Raw genomic sequence first — 14,410 nt, 5'->3', positions numbered from 1 at the left:
CGGGGATCAGCATCCTCGCGGCAGCATTCGATGAGACTTGGCATAGGCGCGCAGCGCATCGTTGATACGGGTTTGCCAGCCTTCGCCGGTGGCCTTGAACGCCTGCAGAACGTCGGGGTCGAGCCGCAGTGTTTGACTGACCTTGCGTTCGGCAGCCGGCAGCGCAGGGCGTCCGCGCCGCTTGGTCAGTGACTCGGCCTTTTCTTCGCCAAGCACTTCGGCCAACACTTCACGAGCGGGCCGCATGCGTTTGATTCGCTCGGTAGGCAGTTCGACCGCATCTGGGTCGCCCGCGATGCCACGCGCGATCGCCGCGTCCTCGTCGGCGCTCGGCAGGGTCAGCTTAGATTTCCTGTTCATAGTCTCGCACCTCTCGGAAATTGGCCTTGCGTAGACTGATGGCCCGCAGCGTGTCGCCTCGTATGGTGAAGACCAGGCAGTGCAGGCGGGACCCGATGGGGCCGTAGGCGATGTAGCGCGTTTCGCCGCATTGCCTCCGGTCGTCTATTGCAATCAACGCCTTGTCGAAATCCATCAGCCCCGCGTTGGCCAACGATATGCCGTGCTGGCACACGTTCCTGCTGTCCTTCGCGCAGTCGAACTCGATTTCCATGGGTTATTGTAGTAGCAAAAAATACGTTGAACAAGATTTTTGCTACTACGCTAAATCGCCAAGGGATCGTGCGCTTGTGCTGAGTCGACGAAAGCTATCAAGAAGAGGGCGTGGTGGGATCGGATGCGCCGTTGTCTTACGCGTCCGGCCAGCCGTGACGTGCCACGATGGGCTTGACGTTCAACGGCCTTGCCGCGGCCGCAGCACCCACAGCGCCACGATCCCGCCCACCACGCCCCAGAACGCCGAGCCGATGCCAGCCAGCGTCATGCCCGACGCCGTGATCATGAACGTCAGCAGCGCGGCCTCGCGCTCGCCGGGGTTCTGCATCGCCGTGGTCAGGCCGCTGGCGATCGAGCCGAGCAGCGCGAACGCGGCGACGGCGATCACCAGCGCCTGCGGGAAGGCGGCGAACAGCGCCGCGATGCTGGCGGCCAGCGTGCCGGCGACCAGGTAGCCGATGCCGCAGACCACCGCCGCGGTGTAGCGCCGCGCAGGGTCCGGATGCGCCTCGCTGCCGGTGCAGATCGCCGCAGTGATCGCGGCGAGGTTGATGCCGTGGGAGCCGAACGGTGCCAGCACCGCGGAGGCCAGGCCCGTCACGGTGATCAGCGGCGACGCCTTGACGTGATAGCCGTCGGCTCGCAGCACGGCAAGGCCGGGAATGTTCTGCGATGCCAGCGCGACGATGAACAGCGGAATCGCGATGCTGACGAAGGCCTGCAGCGAAAACGCCGGGGTGGTCCACACCGGCGCAGCCACCGCGAAGTGGAACTGCTCGAAATGCAGTTGGCCCAGCACGCCGGCCAGCGCCACGCCGATCACCAGCACACCGGGCACCGCATAGCGGGGCCACCAGCGCTTGCCCAGCAGATAGGCCGCGAACATCGGCAACAGCAGCAGCGTCTGGTGCTGCGCCTGCACGAAGACGTCGATGCTGATGCGGAACAGGATGCCGGCGAGCAGCGCCGCCGCGATGCTGGCCGGCAGCGCGCGCATCAGCCGGTCGAACCAGCCGGTCAGGCCGGCGGCCGTCATCAGCAGCGCGGCCAGCAGGAAGGCGCCGATCGCCTCGGCGTACGGCACGCCCGGCAGGCTGGCGATCAGCAGCGCCGCGCCCGGCGTGGACCATGCGATCACGATCGGCACGCGCGTGAGCAGCGACAGCCCGATGGTGGTCACGCCCATGCCGATCGACAGCGCCCAGATCCACGAGGCAATTTGCGCGTCGCTCAGATGCGCGGCCTGTCCGGCCTGGATCATCAGCACCAGCGAGCTGGTGTAACCGGTCAGCATGGCGACCAGTCCGGCGACGAAAGCCGAAACGGAAAGATCGGTGAGTTTCAGCGTGGCGGAGGGCATGGCGATTCGGTTCGGTCGGTGCGGCCGGTCGCATATCGGGGTGGACAACCGGCGTCGCGGAGATCGGCAACCAGCGGCGTTGGTCACGGCAACCGGAATGCAAGGATGCGCTGGCGACCGGGCCTGCAGTGCGTTGAGGGCGACATCTTCGCACGAGCGCGGGGCATCGTCGACGCGGCGCTGCGGGCCGCCGTCGACGTGGGAAGGGGACCGCCGCCGGCCTACAGGCGTTTTCCCTTACGGATTTGTCCGACTGGAGCGAGCGCCGCCGTCCCGATACAGTGAGGCCGTGCCTTGGGAGCAGGGCACCGAGGAGAGACTCTTCAGCCCGCCTATGTCGCGGGCTGTTCTTTTTTATGGGCCGGCGATCGGCACCGGCGGAACGTCGGTAGCTTCCCGCCACACATAAACCCCACGCCGCCTTCACATTCGCCCGCGACACTGCGCTGCCTGTCACCGACGCAACAGGAGCCCGGCATGATGCCATCCCGTCCCGCAGTGTCCGTCCCGAATTCCGCTTCCGACCCCGCTGTTGGTTCCGACCCTGCTTCCGCTCGCGGCCCGGCTTCCGCCTCCGCTTCGGACTCCGCACGCACCGTCTTCCCGCTCGCATCGAGCATGACAGACTACGACGTGATCGTCGTCGGCGCCAGCTTTGCCGGCGCCGCCTGCGCGCTGGCGGCCGCGCGCGCCGGCCTGCGCGTGGCGGTGCTCGAGCGCAAGCGCGATCCGGGCGCGAAGCTCCATACCACCGGCATCGTCGTCAAGGAGGCGGCCGAGCGCACCTGGCTGGGCCGCGCGCCGGCGCACTGCTTCCGCCGCGTCGAGCAGGTCCGGCTCTATTCGCCGGCGCTGCGCAGCCTGCGGCTGGACGCGCCCGGCTACTACTTCCTGACCACCGATACCCCGGCACTGATGCGCTGGCTGGTCGACGAACTGGTGCGGCATGGCGTGACGGTGCACCTCGGCACGCCCTTCGTGCAGGCGATGCGCGACGGCGATCGCTGGCGCATTCCTGGCATCGGCCGCACCCGCTATCTGGTCGGCGCCGACGGCGCGAAGTCGCGCGTGGCGGCCTGGCTTGGCCTGCCGGGCCCGCGCGACTTCCTGTACGGCATCGAGTACGAATTCGACGGCCTGACCCTGCCCGAGCCGGGGGCCTTGCACTGCTTCGTCGGCAAGCGCTTTGCGCCCGGCTATCTCGGCTGGGCTGCGCAGACGCCCACCGGCGTGCAGATGGGCCTGGCGCTGCGGCGCCGTCGACGCGGTCCGCGTACGCCCGATATCGAAGGCTTTCTCGCCCGCGTGCGGCATCTGCTCGACGTGCCCGACGACGCGGTGCCGGCCTCGACGCGCGCCGGCCTGATTCCCTGCGGCGGACCGGTGCTGCCGCTGGGCCGCGACGGCGTGCTGCTGGCCGGCGATGCGGCCGGTGTGGTGTCGCCGGTCACCGCGGGTGGCATCCATTCGGCGTGGGAGCACGGCGAGACGATCGGCACGGCCATCGCCGCGCATCTGCGCGAGGGCGGGCCGGCGCCCGAGCGGTCCGTGCCGCGCGCAACCCCGCGCTTTCGCGCCAAGCGCGCGCTGCGCTGGCTGTTCGACCGCTGCCAGTCCGACCGCCTGTTCGAGTGGATGCTGTATTCCCGGCCGCTGCGCTGGGCCGCGCAGCGCCTCTACTTCCACCGCCGGCGCCAGCGGCAGGGCGCGGCCGCCCTCGGCGCGCTCGACTAGAATGACGGACCCGCTTTCCGTCCCCCATTCCGCCGCAGCCGCCTGCAAGCCCGCCATGCAAGCCAACGCCACGCCCGTTCCGTCGATTCTCGTGGTCGACGACGAGTCCGCCATTGCCGATACGATCCTCTATGCGTTGCGCACCGAGGGCATGCAGGTCGAGCATTGCGCCCTGGGCAGCGAGGCGATCGCCCGCCTGCGCGCGCAGCCGGTCGACCTGGTGATCCTTGACGTGGGCCTGCCGGACCTGAACGGCTTCGAGGTCTGCCGCACGTTGCGCACCTTTTCCGATGTGCCGGTGATTTTCCTGACCGCGCGCCACGGGGAGATCGATCGCGTGGTCGGGCTGGAGATCGGCGCGGACGACTATGTGGTCAAGCCGTTCTCGCCGCGCGAACTGGCGGCGCGCGTCCGCGTGATCCTGCGTCGCATGCGCGGACGGAGCGAGGGCGCGGCGCCAGTCCCCGCGCAGAAGGCCGCGCAGGACACCGCGCCGCCGTTCGTGCACGATCGCGACGGCGCCCGGCTGGCCTACCGCGGCCAGTGGCTCGACCTGACCCGCTACGAATACCGGCTGCTCGCGCTGCTGGCCGACCATCCGGGCCGCATCTACTCGCGCGCGCAGCTGATGGACCTGGTCTGGGACGATGCGCTCGACACCAGCGACCGCACCGTGGACACCCACATCAAGACGCTGCGCGCCAAGCTGCGCGCGGCCGGCGACGACGACCCGATCCGCACCCATCGCGGCATGGGTTATTCGCTGGCGATCTGAGCGGGACCGGCACGCGTGCGGATTGGCCTGCGCATCTTCCTGGGTTTCTTCCTGATCGTCGGACTGGCGGCCTGGCTGACGCTGCGCGTGTTCGTGCAGGAGGTCAAGCCGGGCGTGCGCCAGGCGATGGAGGACACGCTGATCGATACCGCGCACGCGCTTGCCGCGCTGGCGGTCGACGACATGCGCGAGGGCCGCATCGCCGACGGCGCGTTTGCGCGCCAGCTGACCGGCCTGCGCGACGCGCCGCTGGATGCCGAACTGTGGGGCCTGCGCAAGCGCGAAATCGGCTATCGCGTCTATGTCACCGACACCGACGGCATCGTGCGCTTCGATTCGGCCGGCACCGCGGTCGGCCAGGACTATTCGCGCTGGAACGACGTCTACCTGACGCTGCGCGGCAAGTACGGCGCGCGCAGCACGCGCAGCGATCCCGACGACGACGGCAGCACGGTGATGTACGTCGCGGCGCCGATCCGCGATGGCGAGCGCCTGCTGGGCGTGCTGACGGTGGCCAAGCCCAACGCGGTGATGGCGCCGGTCATCGCGCGCAGCCAGCACCGGATCCTGCTGCACGGGCTGCTGCTGATGGGCGTGGCGGCGGCGATCGGCCTGGCCTGCACGCTGTGGCTGGCGAACGGCCTGCGCCGGCTGCGGCGCTATGCGCGCGCGGTGGCGGCCGGCGAGCGCGCCGCGATGCCGCTGTCCGGGGCCGGCGAGCTGGCCGAGCTGGGCCGGGCGATGGAAACCATGCGGCTGCGGCTCGAGGACAAGCAGTACGTCGAGCACTACATCCACACGCTGACGCACGAAATGAAGAGCCCGCTGGCGGCGATCCGCGGCGCGGCGGAACTGCTGCGCGAGGACATGCCGGCTGCCGACCGTGCCCGCTTTGTCGGCAATATCGACAGCCAGGCGCGGCGCCTGGCCGAGATGGTCGCCAAGCTGCTGGCGCTGGCCGAGGTCGAGCAGCGCCAGCAGCTGGAGGCGCCGCGGCCGGTCGCGCTGGCGCCGCTGGTGGCGGAACTGGCGGCCGAGCTGGAGCCGCGCGCGCGGCAGCGCGGCGTCGTGCTGTCGCCGCATGTGGAGGCCGATGCCGGGTCCGCCGAAGTCCTCGGCGATCCGTTCCTGCTGCGGCAGGCGCTCGCCAATCTGGTCGAGAACGCGGTCGACTTCGCGCCGGCAGGCAGTACCGTCGCGCTGGGTTTGCGCCGCGAGCGCGGCGGCCACGGCGACCATGGCGGCCACGGCCAACACGGCGACGTGCTCGCCGTGACGGTCGCCGACAGCGGTCCCGGCATCCCGGACTACGCGCTGCCGCGGGTGTTCGAGCGCTTCTACTCGCTGCCGCGGCCCGGCGGCCGCGACAAGGGCACCGGGCTGGGCCTGTGCTTCGCCCGCGAGGTGGCGCTGCTCCACCGTGGCGAGCTGACGCTGGGCAACCGGCCGGAGGGCGGCGCCCAGGCCCGCTTGCGGCTGCCGGCGATGCCGCGCTAGCCGTCCGCGCTGGCCGTCCGCGTTGGACGTCCGCGTTGGACGTCCGCACTGGTCGTCCGTCGGCGAGGGACCGCGCCGTCGCGGCGCCATGCTCTACAATGCCGGCTCGCCGCCGATCCGGCCGTATGCGCGCCGTGCCACGCTGACGCCGCGTCTTCGTGCCCGCCTCGGCGCTCGCGACCCTTCATCCCGCGCCTCTTCCTTCGCTCTTCCTTCGCAGTCATGGCCCTGTTCTCCATTTCCGATGCCCAGCTTGCCTTTGGCCACGTGGCGCTGCTCGACCACGCCGACTTTTCGCTGGAGGCCGGCGAACGTGTCGGCCTGATCGGCCGCAACGGCTCGGGCAAGTCCTCGCTGCTGAAGATCGTGGCCGGCCTGGCCGCGCCCGACGACGGGCTGATCGCGCGCCAGCAGGGCATCACCACCGCCTATGTGCCGCAGGAACCGGAGTTCGCGGCGGACATCACGGTGTTCGATGCGGTCGCGCAGGGCATGGGCGCCGCGCACGATCTGCTGGTCGCCTACGAACATGCCGCCAACCGGCTGGCCGAACATCACGACGAGGCCACGCTGGCCGAACTGCATCGGCTGCAGTCGGAGCTCGACGCGGCCGATGCCTGGCAACTGCGCACGCGCGTCGAGACGACGCTCGCGCGTCTCGGGCTCGATCCGGTGGCGCGCGTCGACGCGCTGTCCGGCGGCACGCGCAAGCGCGTGGCGCTGGCGCAGGCGCTGGTGGCCGAGCCCGACATCCTGCTGCTCGATGAGCCGACCAACCACCTGGACGTTGAAGCGATCCGCTGGCTCGAGGATCTGCTTCTGGGCTTTCGCGGCAGCGTGCTGCTGATCACCCACGATCGTGCCTTCCTCGATCGCGTCGCCACGCGCATCGTCGAGCTCGATCGCGGCAAGCTGGTGTCCTTTCCTGGCAATTTCGCCGCCTACCAGACGCGCAAGGCCGAGATGCTGGCCGCCGAGCAGGTCGAGCAGGCCAAGTTCGACAAGCTGCTGGCGCAGGAAGAGGTCTGGATCCGCAAGGGCGTCGAGGCGCGCCGCACGCGCAGCGTTGCGCGCATCCAGCGGCTGGTGACGATGCGCGCGGAACGCGCTGCGCGGCGCGAGGTGCAGGGCAATGTGAAGCTCGAGGTCTCGCAGGCGGAGCGCTCGGGCAAGATCGTCGCCGAACTGATCGACGTGACCAAGTCCTTCGGCGACCGCACCGTGGTGCGCGACTTCACCGGCACCATCATGCGCGGCGACAAGGTCGGCCTGATCGGCCCCAACGGTGCGGGCAAGACCACGCTGCTGCGGCTGATCCTGGGCGAACTGGCGCCCGACGCCGGCGTGGTCAGGAACGGCAGCAACCTGCAGGTCGCCTACTTCGACCAGATGCGCACGCAGCTGGATCTGGAGACGTCGCTGGCCGACACCATCAGCCCCGGCAGCGACTGGGTCGAGGTCAACGGCCAGCGCAAGCACGTGATGAGCTATCTGGGCGATTTCCTGTTCGCGCCGGAGCGTGCTCGTTCGCCGGTCAAGTCGCTGTCCGGCGGCGAGCGCAACCGCCTGCTGCTGGCACGGCTGTTCGCGCGGCCGGCCAATGTGCTGGTGCTCGACGAGCCGACCAACGACCTCGATATCGAGACGCTTGAGCTGCTGGAGGAACTGCTGCAGGACTACGGCGGCACCGTGTTCCTGGTGTCGCACGACCGCGCCCTCCTCGACAACGTGGTGACGTCGACGATCGCCTGGGAGGGCGAGGGCCGCTGGCGCGAATATGTCGGCGGCTATTCGGACTGGGTCCGGCAGTCCGAGCGCAGCGCGGGCGCGCAGGCGCCTGCACCGACCCAAAAGGGCGCCGAACGCAAGGGCGCTGACACCGGCAAGGCCGCCGGCGGCGACGAAGCCGTCAAGACCGCGGGCCGCGACGCGCGCGGCGCCAATCGGACCGTCAAGCTGTCGTACAAGGAGCAGCGCGAACTGGACGCGCTGCCGGAGCGCATCGCCGCGCTGGAGGCCGAGCAGAAGACCATCGGCGGACAGCTCGAGGACGGCTCGCTGTACGCCAGCGATCCGCCGCGCGCCACGCAACTGGCGGCGCGCTTCGACGAGATCGAGATGGAGCTGCTGGAAGCGCTGGAACGCTGGGAAGTGCTGGAGGCGAAGAGCCGCGGAGAAGGCTAGGGCAGGACCCAAGGGAACGCCGTCTCCGCTGATCTCTCACGCTTGCGGAAGAGTGGCGAGACGGTAATCGGCGCCTCGATTGCCTACCCGCACCACGCCAGCACCATATTGGTCAGGTCGACCATGAACCCCGGCTGCAGATAGCCGACAAAGCCGAGCACCAGCGCCGCCGCCAGCGTGGCGGCGCCCATGATCCGCAGCGCGCGGGTCGTCATGATCAGGCGGCCGCCGCCCGCGGGCGCACCAGCGCCTGCTCGCGGATCGGCAGATTGACCAGGGCCGCCACCACGCCGAGCGCAATCGCGATGCCCCAGACGATGTCGTAGGCGCCGGTGCGGTCGTACAGATAGCCGCCCAGCCACGCCCCCAGGAAGCTGCCGATCTGGTGCGAGAAGAACACCACGCCCGACAGCATCGACAGATACTGCACGCCGAACACCTGCGCGATGATGCCGTTGGTCAGCGGCACGGTCGACAGCCACAGCGCGCCCATGATCGCGGCGAATACCCAGGTGCTGAACGCCGACAGCGGCAGCAGCAGATAGGCGGCGATCACGATCGAGCGGCTCAGATAAATGAACGACAGCAGATAGCGCTTGGGCATGCGCTGGCCCAGCGCGCCGGCGGTATAGGTGCCGAACACATTGAACAGGCCGATCAGTGCCAGCGCCACCGTGGCGACCTTGGGATCGGTGAAGCCGCGGTCCTTCAGGTACGGCGCCAGGTGCACGCCGATGAAGACCACCTGGAAGCCGCAGACGAAGTAGCCCAGCGTCAGCAGCTGGAAATTGCGGTTGCCGAACGCTTCCTTCACCGCCTGGCCGATGGTCTGCTGGAAGCCCGAGGTGCCGCCACCCTGCTGCGGTTCGCGCAGCGCGACGACCAGCGGCAGCATCATGCAGGCCATCACCGCCAGCACGAACAGCGCGTTCTGCCAGCCGATGGCCGAGATCAGACCCTGCTCGACGGGGATCATCAGGAACTGGCCGAACGAGCCGGCCGCGGCGGCGATGCCCATCGCCCAGACCCGCTTCTCGGGGCTGGCGACGCGACCGATCACGCCGTAGACCACGCTGTAGGTGGTGCCCGCCTGCGCGATGCCGATCATGATGCCGGCGCCCGAGGCGAAGGCCGTGCCGCTCGAGGCGAGCGCCATCACCACCAGCCCGGCGACATAGAGCGCCACGCCGACCAGCATCACCCTGACCGAGCCGAACTTGTCGGCCAGCGCGCCGGCGAAGGGCTGCGCCACGCCCCACATCAGGTTCTGCAGCGCCAGCGCGAAGGCGAAGGTTTCGCGGCTCCAGCCGTGCGCCTGCGTGATCGGCAGATTGAACAGGCCGAAGCCGTGGCGGATGCCCATCGACAGCGTGACGAGCAGGCCGCCGCAGATCAGCACGGTGGTCAGGGAGAGTTCTTTTCTTGGCATTGTCGGGCTCGGTTCGGAGGGTATTGCTGTTGTCGTTGTTGTGCTGGTTGTCTTGGTCGTCGCCGTCGACTTGCCCTGCCGGGCAATCGTGCTGGCGAGTGTACTCCGCATCGAAAACGCGCGTCGGCCGTCGCGAAATTCACCCGGCCGGCCAGGGTTTTATGCCGGCGGGGTGACGCGGCGGACGCGCGGGCGAGGGTCCGCCGCGGCCGCAAGCAGGCACGCCGGCCGCGCTGGAACGGGCAGGATTCCCCGCTTGATACGGGATTGGCGGCGCCGGCGTTCCATTACAATGCAGGCTGCCCGGCCTGGCCGGCCCTCCCGATGCGGATGTCCGACGGCCGCGATTCCCACTTTCGTAACGACTCCATGGCGAGCAAACCCAGTCAGTACAGCGAATCTTCCATCCGCGTCCTGAAAGGACTGGAGCCGGTCAAGCAACGACCCGGCATGTACACCCGCACCGATAACCCGCTGCACATCGTGCAGGAGGTCATCGACAACGCCTCCGACGAGGCGCTGGGCGGCTTCGGCAGCGAGATCGTCGTCACCCTGCATCGCGACGGCAGCGTCAGCGTCGAGGACGACGGCCGCGGCATTCCGGTCGGCATCCACCCCGAGGAAAAGGTGCCGGTCGTCGAGATCGTCTTCACGCGGCTGCACGCGGGCGGCAAGTTCGACAAGGGCAAGGGCGGCGCCTACGCGTTCTCGGGCGGCCTGCACGGCGTCGGCGTGTCGGTGACCAATGCGCTGTCGACGCGGCTGGACGTGTCGGTCTGGCGCGACGGCAATTTCTCCACGCTGACCTTCTCCGGCGGCGACGTGACCACGCCGCTGACCACGCGCAAGATCGAGCGCGGCGAGAAGAAGAACGGCACGCGCGTGCAGGTCTGGCCCGACGCCAAGTACTTCGACTCGGCGACGATTCCGCTGGCCGAGCTGCAGCGGCTGCTGCGCAGCAAGGCGGTGCTGCTGCCCGGGGTCAAGGTCACGCTGGTCATCGAGAAGAGCGGCGGCCAGGAGCCGACCGTGCAGACCTGGCAGTACGACCAGGGCCTGAAGGGCTATCTGATCGAGGCGCTGGCGCAAGGCAGCGGCGCCGAGCTGGTGATCCCGATGTTCGAGGGCGAGCATTTCGCCGATCCCGACGCCAATGCCGGCGAGGAAGGCTTCGCCGAGGGCGAGGGCGCCTCGTGGGTGGTGGCCTGGACCGAGGAAGGCGCGCCGGTGCGCGAATCCTATGTGAACCTGATTCCCACGCCGGCCGGCGGTACGCACGAGTCCGGCCTGCGCGAGGGCCTGTTCCAGGCCGTCAAGAGCTTTATCGAGATGCACGCGCTGCTGCCCAAGGGCGTCAAGCTGATGTCCGAGGACGTGTTCGCGCGCGCCTCGTTCGTGCTGTCGGCCAAGGTGCTGGACCCGCAGTTCCAGGGGCAGATCAAGGAACGGCTGAACAGCCGCGACGCGGTGCGGCTGGTCTCGACCTTCAGCCGCCCGGCGCTGGAGCTGTGGCTGAACCACCATGTCGACTACGGCAAGAAGCTGGCCGAGCTGGTGATTCGCCAGGCCCAGGCGCGTACGCGCGCCGCGCAGAAGGTCGAGAAGAAGAAGGGCTCCGGCGTGGCCGTGCTGCCCGGCAAGCTGACCGACTGCGAATCGACCGACGTGTCGCGCAACGAGCTGTTCCTGGTCGAGGGCGACTCCGCCGGCGGCTCGGCCAAGATGGGCCGCGACAAGGAATTCCAGGCGATCCTGCCGCTGCGCGGCAAGGTGCTGAACACCTGGGAGACCGAGCGCGACCGCCTGTTCGCCAACAACGAGGTGCACGACATCGCGGTGGCGATCGGCGTGGACCCGCACGGCCCCGACGACGAGCCCGACCTGTCGAACCTGCGCTACGGCAAGATCTGCATCCTGTCCGATGCCGACGTCGACGGCGCGCATATCCAGGTGCTGCTGCTGACGCTGTTCTTCCGCCATTTCCCCAAGCTGATCGAGCAGGGCAACGTCTATGTCGCGCGCCCGCCGCTGTATCGCGTCGACGCGCCGGCGCGCGGCAAGAAGCCCGCGCAGAAGCTGTACGCGCTCGACGACGGCGAGCTCGAGGCGATCCAGGACAAGCTGATCAAGGACGGCGTCAAGGAAGGCGCGTGGCAGATCTCGCGCTTCAAGGGCCTGGGCGAGATGAGCGCCGAGCAGCTGTGGGAGACCACGATGAACCCCGACACGCGCCGGCTGCTGCCGGTGGCGCTGGGCGAATACGACCTGCCGAAGACGGTCGGCGTGATGAACATGCTGATGGGCAAGGGCGAGGCCGCGCAGCGGCGCAACTGGCTCGAGGAACGCGGCAACGAAGTCGTGGCCGACATCTGACGGCCGCCGACGGCAGGTATTGAGCATCCATGGAACAACAAGACATTACGTTTCAACCCGACGAGCCGGCCGATTCGCTGACGCTCGCCCATTACGCCGAACGGGCCTATCTCGACTACGCGATCAGCGTGGTCAAGGGCCGCGCGCTGCCTGAAGTGGCCGACGGCCAGAAGCCGGTACAGCGCCGCATCCTGTTCGCGATGCACGAGATGGGGCTGCGCGCCGACGCCAAGCCGGTCAAGTCGGCGCGCGTAGTCGGCGACGTGCTCGGCAAATTCCACCCGCACGGCGACCAGTCGGCCTACGACGCGCTGGTGCGGCTGGCGCAGGACTTCTCTCTGCGCTATCCGCTGATCGACGGCCAGGGCAACTTCGGCTCGCGCGACGGCGACGGCGCGGCGGCGATGCGCTACACCGAGGCGCGGCTGACGCCGATCGCGCGGCTGCTGCTCGACGAGATCGACCAGGGCACCGTCGACTTCGCGCCGAACTACGACGGCTCGATGGAAGAGCCCAAGCTGCTGCCCGCGCGGCTGCCGTTCGTGCTGCTCAACGGCGCGTCCGGCATCGCGGTCGGCATGGCCACGGAAATCCCGCCGCACAACCTGCGCGAGGTCGCGGCGGCCACGGTGGCGATGATCCGCAATCCGAACATCACGCTGGCCGAGCTGCTGGCGCTGATGCCGGGCCCCGACTATCCCGGCGGCGGCCAGATCATCTCTTCGCCGGCCGATATCGCGCAGATCTACGAGAGCGGCCGCGGCAGCCTGAAGGTGCGCGCGCGCTGGATCATCGAGGACATGGCGCGCGGCCAGTGGCAGCTGGTGGTCAACGAGCTGCCGCCCGGCACCTCGGCGCAGAAGGTGCTCGAGGAAATCGAGGAGCTGACCAATCCGAAGGTGCGCGCCGGCAAGAAGTCGCTGACGCCGGAGCAGCTGCAGCTCAAGCAGACCATGCTGGGCGTGCTCGACGCGGTGCGCGACGAGTCCGGCAAGGATGCACCGGTGCGGCTGGTGTTCGAGCCCAAGAGCAAGAACATCGACCAGCAGGAATTCGCGCAGACGCTGCTCGCGCATACCAGCCTGGAGTCGGGCGCGCCGATCAACCTGGTGATGATCGGCACCGACGGGCGTCCGCGGCAGAAGGGCCTGATCGAGATCCTGCGCGAATGGATCGCCTTCCGCTTCGAGACGGTGACCCGCCGCAGCCGGCATCGGCTCGCCAAGGTCGAGGACCGCATCCATATCCTCGAAGGCCGGATGCTGGTGCTGCTCAATATCGACGAGGTGATCCGCATCATCCGCGAGGGCGACGAGCCCAAGCCGGCGCTGATGCAGGCGTTCGGCCTGTCCGAGCGCCAGGCCGAGGACATCCTCGAAATCCGGCTGCGCCAGTTGGCGCGGCTCGAATCGATCCGCATCGAGCAGGAGCTGAAGGACCTGCGCGAAGAGCAGGCCGACCTGGACGTGCTGCTGAAGTCCGAGACGATGATGCGCCGTCGCATCATCAAGGAGATCGAGGCCGACGCCAGGCAATACAGCCCGGCCGACAAGGACCCGCGCCGCACGCTGATCCAGGAGGAGCGCCGCGCCGCCGCCGAGGTGCGCGTGATCGACGAACCGGTCACCGTGGTGGTCTCGCAGAAGGGCTGGGTGCGCACGCGCCAGGGCCATGGCCACGATCCGCAGCAGTTCGCCTTCAAGGCGGGCGACGCGCTGTACGGCACCTTCGAATGCCGCACCATCGACGTGCTGCTGGCGTTCGGTACCAATGGCCGCGTCTACTCGGTGCCGGTCGCGGGCCTGCCCGGCGGCCGCGGCGACGGCGTGCCGCTGACCACGCTGGTCGAGCTGCAGGCGGGCACGCAGATCGCGCATACCTTCGCCGGCACGGCCGAGCAGCGCATGCTGATCGCCACGCGCGGCGGCAACGGCTTCCAGAGCAAGATCGGCGACATGATCAGCCGGCAGAAGGGCGGCAAGTCCTTCCTGACGCTCGACGATGGCGACGCGCCGCTGGCGCCCGCGCCGATCGGCGACGAGGCGACGCACGTGGCCTGCCTGTCCGGCAACGGCCGCCTGCTGCTGATCGCGCTCGACGAGATCAAGGTGCTGTCCGGCGGCGGACGCGGCGTGATCCTGATGGAGCTGGAGCCCAAGGAAACGCTGCAGCAGGTGGCGGCAGTTGGCGCGCCCGGACTGCTGGTGTCCGGGCAGGGTCGCGGCGGCAAGGCGTCGTCGCAGAAGCTGGCCGGCGCGAACCTGCTGCCGTACGTCGGCAAGCGCGCGCGCAAGGGCAAGGCGGTCGAGCTCAAGCTCAAGGAGATGTCGATCGAGCCGGTCAAGGCCGATTGATGGCCGCTTGACGGGCGGGTTGATGGCCGGTTAATCGCCGGTTGATGGCCGGTTGATTTGCCGGTGGTTGATTGACCGGCCGCCCGCCC

11 protein-coding genes are annotated in these 14,410 nt (G+C 69.0%); 6 read left to right on the top strand and 5 right to left on the bottom strand.

Annotated features, from left to right (window positions below; genetic code table 11):
• Positions 1-6: 6 nt before the first annotated feature.
• From K7G19_RS17135 to K7G19_RS17125, 3 genes are all read right to left on the bottom strand, one after another.
• Entirely contained in the window at positions 7-360 is a 354-nt protein-coding gene (locus K7G19_RS17135; protein WP_187829159.1) for a BrnA antitoxin family protein, read from the bottom strand.
• Positions 344-613, bottom strand: coding sequence for a BrnT family toxin (locus K7G19_RS17130; protein WP_226108280.1), 270 nt, complete (start codon positions 611-613; stop codon positions 344-346). Before K7G19_RS17130 ends, K7G19_RS17135 begins: the two co-directional genes overlap by 17 nt.
• 180 nt (positions 614-793) lie before the next feature.
• Entirely contained in the window at positions 794-1,975 is a 1,182-nt protein-coding gene (locus K7G19_RS17125) for a benzoate/H(+) symporter BenE family transporter (RefSeq protein WP_150084189.1), read from the bottom strand.
• Between the two features lie 618 nt (positions 1,976-2,593).
• Here K7G19_RS17125 and K7G19_RS17120 point away from each other — a divergent pair.
• The 4 genes from K7G19_RS17120 (at position 2,594) to K7G19_RS17105 (ending at position 8,165) form a co-directional block, all read left to right on the top strand.
• Positions 2,594-3,709 (top strand): NAD(P)/FAD-dependent oxidoreductase, encoded by a 1,116-nt coding sequence (locus K7G19_RS17120; RefSeq protein ID WP_226108278.1) that lies wholly within the window; start codon positions 2,594-2,596, stop codon positions 3,707-3,709.
• Positions 3,710-3,764: 55 nt separating this feature from the next.
• Complete coding sequence (gene creB / locus K7G19_RS17115) at positions 3,765-4,484, top strand: two-component system response regulator CreB (protein ID WP_226108277.1); 720 nt, start codon at positions 3,765-3,767, stop codon at positions 4,482-4,484.
• Between the two features lie 15 nt (positions 4,485-4,499).
• Complete coding sequence (creC, locus tag K7G19_RS17110) at positions 4,500-5,981, top strand: two-component system sensor histidine kinase CreC (RefSeq protein ID WP_226108276.1); 1,482 nt, start codon at positions 4,500-4,502, stop codon at positions 5,979-5,981.
• A 222-nt stretch (positions 5,982-6,203) separates the two neighbouring features.
• The gene (locus K7G19_RS17105) at positions 6,204-8,165 is read left to right on the top strand and encodes an ATP-binding cassette domain-containing protein (RefSeq protein WP_226108275.1); all 1,962 of its coding nucleotides are present in this window, start codon (positions 6,204-6,206) and stop codon (positions 8,163-8,165) included.
• Positions 8,166-8,248: 83 nt separating this feature from the next.
• Here K7G19_RS17105 and K7G19_RS24975 read toward each other — a convergent pair whose 3' ends face one another.
• Complete coding sequence (locus K7G19_RS24975) at positions 8,249-8,380, bottom strand: hypothetical protein (protein WP_255650847.1); 132 nt, start codon at positions 8,378-8,380, stop codon at positions 8,249-8,251.
• A gap of 2 nt (positions 8,381-8,382) precedes the next feature.
• Positions 8,383-9,594: an MFS transporter gene (locus K7G19_RS17100; RefSeq protein ID WP_149317871.1), complete on the bottom strand. Its 1,212-nt coding sequence runs from the start codon at positions 9,592-9,594 to the stop codon at positions 8,383-8,385.
• Between the two features lie 369 nt (positions 9,595-9,963).
• Between K7G19_RS17100 and K7G19_RS17095 the strand changes: the two genes are divergently transcribed.
• A complete protein-coding gene (locus K7G19_RS17095; protein WP_149317872.1) occupies positions 9,964-11,967 on the top strand; it encodes a DNA topoisomerase IV subunit B in 2,004 nt (667 codons plus the stop codon).
• Between the two features lie 29 nt (positions 11,968-11,996).
• Positions 11,997-14,321, top strand: coding sequence for a DNA topoisomerase IV subunit A (parC, locus tag K7G19_RS17090; RefSeq protein ID WP_226108274.1), 2,325 nt, complete (start codon positions 11,997-11,999; stop codon positions 14,319-14,321).
• Positions 14,322-14,410: the final 89 nt, after the last annotated feature.

It is taken from the genome of Cupriavidus sp. DB3 (assembly GCF_020418465.1).
Taxonomy (GTDB): domain Bacteria; phylum Pseudomonadota; class Gammaproteobacteria; order Burkholderiales; family Burkholderiaceae; genus Cupriavidus; species Cupriavidus cauae.
This window is presented reverse-complemented; position numbering and strand designations above follow the sequence as displayed.

Coding starts and splice junctions, on each gene's coding strand:
- K7G19_RS17135 (WP_187829159.1), bottom strand. CDS start 360: ATGAACAGGAAATCTAAGCTGACCCTGCCGAGCGCCGACGAGGACGCG.
- K7G19_RS17130 (WP_226108280.1), bottom strand. CDS start 613: ATGGAAATCGAGTTCGACTGCGCGAAGGACAGCAGGAACGTGTGCCAG.
- K7G19_RS17125 (WP_150084189.1), bottom strand. CDS start 1,975: ATGCCCTCCGCCACGCTGAAACTCACCGATCTTTCCGTTTCGGCTTTC.
- K7G19_RS17120 (WP_226108278.1), top strand. CDS start 2,594: ATGACAGACTACGACGTGATCGTCGTCGGCGCCAGCTTTGCCGGCGCC.
- creB (WP_226108277.1), top strand. CDS start 3,765: ATGCAAGCCAACGCCACGCCCGTTCCGTCGATTCTCGTGGTCGACGAC.
- K7G19_RS17105 (WP_226108275.1), top strand. CDS start 6,204: ATGGCCCTGTTCTCCATTTCCGATGCCCAGCTTGCCTTTGGCCACGTG.
- K7G19_RS24975 (WP_255650847.1), bottom strand. CDS start 8,380: ATGACGACCCGCGCGCTGCGGATCATGGGCGCCGCCACGCTGGCGGCG.
- K7G19_RS17100 (WP_149317871.1), bottom strand. CDS start 9,594: ATGCCAAGAAAAGAACTCTCCCTGACCACCGTGCTGATCTGCGGCGGC.
- K7G19_RS17095 (WP_149317872.1), top strand. CDS start 9,964: ATGGCGAGCAAACCCAGTCAGTACAGCGAATCTTCCATCCGCGTCCTG.
- parC (WP_226108274.1), top strand. CDS start 11,997: ATGGAACAACAAGACATTACGTTTCAACCCGACGAGCCGGCCGATTCG.